4 protein-coding genes and 1 pseudogene are annotated in these 4128 nt (G+C 62.0%); 2 read left to right on the top strand and 3 right to left on the bottom strand.

Features of this window, described 5'->3' with window-relative positions:
• A partial coding sequence (locus Q8K05_RS02935; protein ID WP_305245048.1) for an RbsD/FucU domain-containing protein occupies positions 1–95 on the top strand: 95 nt, incomplete at its 5' end.
• Positions 92–1306 carry an ROK family transcriptional regulator gene (locus Q8K05_RS02940; protein WP_305245045.1) on the top strand — a complete coding sequence of 405 codons (1215 nt, stop codon included), beginning with the start codon at positions 92–94 and terminating at the stop codon, positions 1304–1306. The genes Q8K05_RS02935 and Q8K05_RS02940, both read left to right, overlap by 4 nt.
• A gap of 39 nt (positions 1307–1345) precedes the next feature.
• Here Q8K05_RS02940 and glmM read toward each other — a convergent pair whose 3' ends face one another.
• The 3 genes and pseudogenes from glmM to Q8K05_RS02955 form a co-directional block, all read right to left on the bottom strand.
• Positions 1346–2677 (bottom strand): phosphoglucosamine mutase, encoded by a 1332-nt coding sequence (gene glmM, locus Q8K05_RS02945; RefSeq protein WP_305245046.1) that lies wholly within the window; start codon positions 2675–2677, stop codon positions 1346–1348.
• 140 nt (positions 2678–2817) lie between these two features.
• Positions 2818–3651 (bottom strand): dihydropteroate synthase, encoded by an 834-nt coding sequence (gene folP / locus Q8K05_RS02950; protein WP_305245047.1) that lies wholly within the window; start codon positions 3649–3651, stop codon positions 2818–2820.
• A gap of 114 nt (positions 3652–3765) precedes the next feature.
• Positions 3766–4128: pseudogene (locus tag Q8K05_RS02955) on the bottom strand (cell division protein FtsH); the annotation flags it as partial.

Below are 4128 nucleotides of genomic sequence, written 5' to 3' on the forward strand. Positions count from 1 at the left end.
GCAATGCTTGCGCGATTGTGGTGACCGGCGAATTGCAGCCGTTTGGCAACTTCATCTTGCGCAAGGGCGTTATCGGCGAAACTCTACGCCCATGACAAACGACCAGGCTCCCCCGCTGCTGCGCCCGCGTGGCTCCAACCATGTGGGCATGCGCCAGTTCAATGAACGGGTGGTGTTGCAGGCGATTCGCCAGAATGGCAGCCTGCCCAAGGCGGATCTGGCACGCCTGACCGGGCTGACGGCGCAAACCATTGGCCTGATCACCACACGGCTTGATGAAGATGGCCTGCTGATTCGGCACGAGCCGGTGCGCGGCCGCATTGGCCAGCCGTCGGTGCCTCTGGCGCTGAATCCGGACGGCGCGTTTTCCATCGGCATCAAAATCGGACGCCGCAACACCGACTGGCTGCTGGTGGACTTCACGGGCCGGGTGCGTCAGCGCAAGTCGCTTGCCTATGCTTTCCCGGATGCCAAGGTCTTGCTCCCGGCGCTCAGCGAACACATGAATGCCTTGCGCGAGGAACTCGGCGACTTGAGCCCTCGGCTCGTGGGCGTGGGCATTGCCGCACCGTTTCAGCTTGGCGGCTGGCACAGGATGCTGGGACTGTCCGATGCACAGTCGGATACCTGGAACCAGATGGATCTGAAAGCCGAAGTGCAAGGCATGACCGACCTGCCGGTGAGCTTTGCCAAGGACACTTCAGCCGCCTGCGTGGCCGAGCTGGTGGCCGGGCGGGGCCGCGACCTGAAGTGTTTCCTCTACCTGTTCGTGGACACATTTGTGGGTGGCGGGCTGGTCATCAATTCCCATCTGCATGCAGGCCTGCATGGCAATGCCGGCGCGGTCGCGTCGGTGCCGCTGAATGTAGCCCGGCCCGGAGAAACCAAGCCGGAGCAGCTGATTCACCAGGCCTCGCTCTGGGAACTGGAGCAGCGCTTCAAGGCCCGTGGACTCGACACAACCGCCGCTTACGACGAGCGCGCGATGCAGGCGCCGTTCGCGGAAGAAACCACCGCCTGGATGACACCGGCCGCCAATGCCCTGGCGCACTGCATTGTGAGCGGCACCGCGTTTCTTGATCTCGATGCGATCGTGCTGGATGGCTCGTTTTGCAGGCCGCTGTTGCAGCGGCTCCTGGAGCATACCCGCACGGCCCTGGCCCGCTACAACTGGGAAGGCCTGTGGCCGGCCACCCTGCTGGAAGGCAGCATCGGCCCGGATGCGCGGGCGCTTGGCGGCGCCTTGCTGCCACTGCACGCCAACTTTGCCCCCGACCGGGACCTTTTCCTCAAAGTCAGCCGCTAACGGTTGGCATCCACCAGGCCGGAAGAGTCCCTGGCTGACTTAGCTGCGCACCGTATCCGCAACGCGTTCGGCGCAGGCCCTGGCCTGTTCAGCATCGCGTGCCTCAACCATCACCCGCAGCAGCGGCTCGGTGCCGCTGGCGCGGATCAAAATGCGGCCGCTATCGCCCAGTTCGATTTCCACCGCTTTGGTTTGCATCGCCAATTCCGCGCTGCCCTCCCAGTCCTGGCCAGGCTTGAGCCGGACATTGATCAGCGTCTGGGGAAACAGCACCACGTCAGCCAGCAGTTGGCTCAAGGTCTTCTTGCCGCGCACGCAGGCTTGCAGCACCTGCAAGGCGCTGATCAGGCCATCGCCGGTCGTGTGCTTGTCCAGCGCCAGCAGGTGGCCGGAACCTTCGCCGCCCAGCAGCCAGCCGCGCTTGTCGAGCTCTTCAAGCACGTAACGGTCGCCGACTTTGGCGCGCACAAACTCGACACCCTTGGCCTTCAAGGCGACTTCCACGGCCATGTTGGTCATCAGGGTGCCGACGGTGCCCGGTACTTTTTCACCGCGTGCCAGCCGCTCGTTGACCATCAGGAACAGCACTTCGTCACCATTGAAAAGCCGTCCTTCAGCATCCACGATTTGCAGCCGGTCGGCATCGCCGTCGAGTGCGATTCCGTAATCCGCGTTGTTGGCGCGAACCGCGCGGATCAGCGCTTCAGGGTGGGTGGCGCCGACCTCATGGTTGATGTTGAGTCCGTCGGGCTTGCAGCCGATGGCAATCACTTCGGCACCCAGTTCATGAAACACCATGGGCGCAATGTGATAAGCCGCGCCGTGCGCACCATCGACCACGATTTTCAGGCCTTTGAGCGTCAGGTCATGGGCAAACGTGCTCTTGCAAAATTCGGTGTAGCGCCCCGCTGCGTCATCCAGGCGACGCGTCTTGCCCAGCGAGGCCGAGTCAGCCCAGACGGGCGGCTCGTCAAGCGAAGCTTCCACAGCCAGTTCCCATTCATCATTCAACTTGGTGCCCTGCGCACTGAAAAATTTGATGCCGTTGTCCGCAAAAGGATTGTGGCTGGCGCTGATCACCACACCCAGACTGGCGCGCTGGGCCCGTGTGAGATAAGCCACACCCGGCGTGGGCAGGGGTCCTAGCAGCACGACATCCACACCGGCTGAATTGAAACCGGACTCCAGCGCACTTTCCAGCATATAGCCCGAAATGCGGGTGTCCTTGCCGATCAATACGGTGGGGCGTGATTCGGACCGGCGAAGGACGCGACCCACGGCATGGGCGAGCTTCAGCACAAAGTCGGGCGTGATGGGCGGCTGACCGACCGTTCCGCGAATGCCATCGGTGCCAAAGTATTTTCTTGTCATGTTGATTGACCTTGAGGGCCGGTTGTTCTGCTGGAAAAAAGTTGGCCCCATTTTAGGAGCTTGCACCGGTTTGCCCCAAGCGGCGGGAAGCACAGGTCTTGCGATCATCGATCAGTGCAGCGCTGCAAGAGCGCCTCGAGCTATCGCGCAGCAGCCCAGACCTTAAGGGCCTGGACGGTCTCGCGCACATCGTGCACGCGCACCACGCGGGCACCACGCTCAACCGCCAGCAAGGCCGCCGCCACGCTGGGCACCATGCGGTCCGCCATATCCAGCGAGGCCACAGCCGCCAGCGAGGATTTACGAGACCAGGCCGCCAGCAGCGGATAACCGGCTGCCAAAAACGCTTGCTGACGTGCCAGAAGCGAAAAGTTCTGCGCTACAGTTTTTCCGAAACCTACGCCCACATCAAGCACGATTCGGTTCTTTTCGACGCCCGCAGCCTGCAGGCCGTGCGCAGCACGCTCCAAAAAAGATAGCACCTGCGGCACCACGTCCCCCTCCATGGGAGTCATCTGCATCGTTTTCGGCTCGCGGTGCATGTGCATCAGGCAGACCCCGCAGTTCGGATGCGCGGCTACCAACTCCGTGGCACCAGGCTGGCGTAGCGCCCAGACGTCGTTGATGATGTCTGCGCCCAGATCCAGTACCGCCCGCATCACCTCGGGCTTGTAGGTATCTACCGAGATGGGTACACCGAGCGTGACCGCATGGCGGACGACAGGCAGCACGCGCGCAAGCTCTTCATCCAGCGGCACGGGCGGCGCCCCGGGGCGAGTCGATTCGCCACCAATATCCAGCAGGTCTGCGCCTTCCCGGATCAACTGCTCGCAGTGCGCAAACACAGCCGAAAAATGGCCGCCCGGCACGAAATACTTGCCGCCGTCGGAAAACGAGTCGGGTGTGACGTTCACAATGCCCATCACGCGCGGCGTGGACAAATCAATCTGAAAGCGCGATGTTTGCCAGATCACTTGTAGCCTTTTCTGATAACCAGTCACTTTAAACGGGGGCAGCAGGCTGCACCAAAAAGAAAACCGGGGACTTGCCCCGGTTTTCATGATTTGAAAGCAGCTCTTGGCTGATCGTCAGGCTACTGTCGGCGCTGGTTCAGTGTTCACCGCGGGAGTGCCGTCGCTGGGGCCGCCACCGCCACCACCCACGGAAGGATTACGCGGCGTCCAGTCCTTGGGCGGACGCGGCTCCTTGCCGGCGATGATGTCGTCAAGCTGGTCGACGTCGATGGTTTCCCACTCCAGCAAGGCCTTGGCCATGGCGTGAATCTTGTCCTTGTTGTCTTCAATCAGCTTGCGCGCCTGGGCGTATTGCTGGTCAATGATACGGCGGACTTCCATATCGACCTTCTGCATGGTCGACTCGCTCACGTTGTTGGTCTTGGTGACCGAACGGCCCAAAAACACTTCGCCTTCGTTTTCGGCATACACCATGGG

It is taken from the genome of Polaromonas sp. (assembly GCF_030682935.1).
GTDB lineage: Bacteria > Pseudomonadota > Gammaproteobacteria > Burkholderiales > Burkholderiaceae_C > Polaromonas.